The organism is Streptomyces sp. NPDC055078 (assembly GCF_053607985.1).
Genome location: NZ_JBSGUP010000862.1, coordinates 1 through 2,954, shown reverse-complemented (window position 1 = coordinate 2,954; position 2,954 = coordinate 1). Strand labels below are relative to the sequence as shown.

Here is a 2,954-nt window from a genome sequence, read left to right as displayed (position 1 = left end):
GCCGTCCTGGGACGGCGGGAGGGTGGGGCGGCGGTCAGGCAGTGGCCCGGCCCGCCGCATCCGGGGCGGCGGCCTCCGGCGAACCGGAACCCGGAGTGGAGGTCCCCGGCGAACCGGATGATTCCGCGGCGGTGGGGTTCACGGGGGCGGACGCGGGGGCGGTGGTCCCCTCGGGTGTCCGCTCCTGCGCCTCGGCCGGCTGCGCGCCGTTCGCCTCGGCGGCCTTCTCCGCGGCGATCCGCTCGTCCGCCGCGGCGCGGATCTCGCGCCACGCGGACTCCGCCGCCTGCTGTTCCGCTTCCTTCTTGCTGCGGCCGGTGCCGGTGCCGTACGAGACACCACCGACGCGGGCGGCAGCGGTGAAGGTCTTCTCGTGGTCCGGACCCGTCTCGGAGACGAGGTACTCCGGGACCCCGAGCCCCTCGGCCGCGGTCAGCTCCTGGAGACTGGTCTTCCAGTCGAGGCCCGCCCCGAGATTCGAGGACTTCTCGATCAGCGGGTCGAAGAGCCGGTGCACCAGCTCGGACGCCGCTTCGAGGCCCTGGTCGAGATAGACCGCGCCGATCACCGCTTCCAGGGTGTCGGCGAGGATGGACGCCTTGTCCCGGCCGCCCGTGCCCTCTTCGCCCCGGCCGAGCCGGATGAAGAGGCCGAGTTCGAGACCGCGGCCGACCTCGGCGAGCGCGCGCGAGTTGACCACCGCCGCCCGCAGTTTGGCCAGCTGGCCTTCCGGCAGGTCGGGGTGGGTGCGGTACAGCGTATCGGTGACCACCAGGCCGAGCACCGAGTCCCCGAGGAACTCCAGCCGCTCATTGGTGGGCAGACCGCCGTTCTCGTACGCGTACGAACGATGGGTCAGCGCACGCACCAGAAGGGCGGACTCAAGCTGATACCCGAGCCGCCCTTCCAGAAGCGTGTGGGACGAGGCTGCGTTGGCTGTTGAGCCGTTGTCTTCCTGCTTCTTGGCATGGGACAGCTCGGACATCGGGCCTCTCACCAGCCGCTCAGACCTCGAGGACCTGGCGCTTGTTGTACGTGCCGCAGCTCGGGCACGCGATGTGCTGCAGCTTCGGCTCCTGGCAACGCTCACACGAAACCAGGGTGGGGACCGCAGCCTTCCACTGCGACCGGCGGTGGCGCGTGTTGCTGCGCGACATCTTCCGCTTCGGAACAGCCACGGCTACTTCTCCTGCTTCTCGTCGACGCCCGCTTCGGCGCCGCCCATGTTGTCCTTCTCGTCGTCCTTGACGGTTTCGACGAGTCCTTGCAGTGCCGCCCAACGGATGTCGACGGCGTCGTGGTGGTGCCCCGGGTCGTCGTCGAGCCTGATTCCGCACTGGGCGCACAGACCGGCACAGTCCTCCCGGCACACCGGCTGCATGGGCAGTGCGAGCACCACCGCATCGCGCAGCACGGGTTCGAGGTCGAACATGCCGTCCTCGATGAAGAGCGTGTCCTCGTCCTCGGCGTCGTCACCGGGCTGCGCGGCTCGGCCGCGGCCCCGGTCGCCTGTGTCGAGGGCGGGGTACGTGAACATCTCCTGGAAGTCCGCGGCGACATCGAGGCGCAGCGGCTCCAGACACCTTACGCACTCCCCCTCGGCCGACGCACGGGCGGTGCCTGTGACAAGCACCCCTTCCATGACCGACTCAAGACGGAGGTCCAGCTCCACCGTCGCGCCCTGCGGCACGGCGATGACCCCTTCGACACCGAGGGCCGGAGAGAGACCGGCCGTCGGAACGGTGCGGGACAGCCGCTGGAGCGCGCCGGGTCGCCGCCCCAGCTCGTGTGTGTCGAACACGAGGGGGTTGCGGTGATCGAGGCGGGCGTTCAGGGCTCTTCCTGCTTTCGGATCGACTTCGGATCGAGGGGAGGGGGCTGTCCCGTGTCTCCCGGGTGATTCCTGGGGAACCCCGTAGAACCCCGAGGTACCCCATGGACATCCACGAACATCCACTGGACATCCACGGAAACGGACAGCGGAGATCGCGAACCAGGCGCGACCGAAGAGCCAGGATACTGGACGGGCGGCCGTACACCCAATCCGGTCCCCGGCGGGGGCGGGGGTGCGGTGGACTCAGCGGCCCTGCTCATAGCGGCGCAACTGGTCCATGTCGATCATGCTGGTGTCGAAGAGACTGGTCTCGTCAAGGGCCGTGGCCCCCGGCAGGGGCGGCTCGACCGGCTCGCCGGGTTGCTGCGGCTGCGGCGGCTGGGCCGGCTGCTGGACCTGCTGCTGATACGGGTAGGGGTCCTGCTGCGGGTACGGCTGACCGTACCCCTGCTGCCCGTGCGGCCCGTGCTGGACCTGCTGTTCGCCCTGCTGCCCCTGCTGCTGGTATCCCGCGTACGGGTCCTGCTGGTACCCGGGATACGCCGGCTGAGCCTGGTATCCGGCGAAGGGGTCCTGCTGGGGCGGGTTCGGGGGCTGCTGCGGCTCCCCCGCCGCCGGGTAGGCGGCCTGCGCCGCGACCGGCTCGTACGCGTGCTGCTGCCCGGCGACCGGCTGGTACGGGGGCGGGCCCGGGACCGGCTCGTAGCCGCCCGGCTGGTCGTTCCCCGTCGGCTCGTAGGCGTTCGGCTGCGCCGCGACCGGCTCGTACGCGGGCTGCTGCCCGGCGGCCGGCTCGTACGCGCTCGGCCGGTCGGCCACCGGCTCGTAGGCACGCTGGTCGGCGGTCGGGTGGTACGCGGGCCGCCCGGGCGCGGGCGGCGGGGTGCCGGGTGGCTGCTGGGCCGGGATGACGGGCGCCGTGTGCCCTGCCCCCCGCCCGGCCCGGGGCGGGGATTCGGGCTCGGCCAGCTCCGCGAGACCGGCCAGATAGTCGGCGTCACTGCCGTGGTGACCGGTGCCCGCCGCGTCCTGGGCGGCCATGTGCTCGCCGAGCGCGTCGCTGGTGGTGCGGCCGTGCAGCTTCTGCCGACCGCGTCCGACCGCTTCGAGGGTCTTGGAC

3 protein-coding genes and 1 pseudogene are annotated in these 2,954 nt (G+C 71.6%); all 4 read right to left on the bottom strand.

Annotation, left to right across the window (positions count from 1 at the left end; all coding sequences use genetic code 11):
• Positions 1-34 precede the first annotated feature (34 nt).
• Entirely contained in the window at positions 35-985 is a 951-nt protein-coding gene (gene rnc, locus ACWF94_RS37810) for a ribonuclease III (protein WP_453499362.1), read from the bottom strand.
• Between the two features lie 19 nt (positions 986-1,004).
• Positions 1,005-1,178 carry a 50S ribosomal protein L32 gene (rpmF, locus tag ACWF94_RS37805; protein ID WP_003965982.1) on the bottom strand — a complete coding sequence of 58 codons (174 nt, stop codon included), beginning with the start codon at positions 1,176-1,178 and terminating at the stop codon, positions 1,005-1,007.
• Between the two features lie 2 nt (positions 1,179-1,180).
• Entirely contained in the window at positions 1,181-1,834 is a 654-nt protein-coding gene (locus tag ACWF94_RS37800) for a YceD family protein (RefSeq protein WP_453499364.1), read from the bottom strand.
• A gap of 243 nt (positions 1,835-2,077) precedes the next feature.
• Positions 2,078-2,954, bottom strand: a pseudogene (locus tag ACWF94_RS37795) (hypothetical protein); the annotation flags it as partial.

Coding starts and splice junctions, on each gene's coding strand:
- rnc (WP_453499362.1), bottom strand. CDS start 985: ATGTCCGAGCTGTCCCATGCCAAGAAGCAGGAAGACAACGGCTCAACA.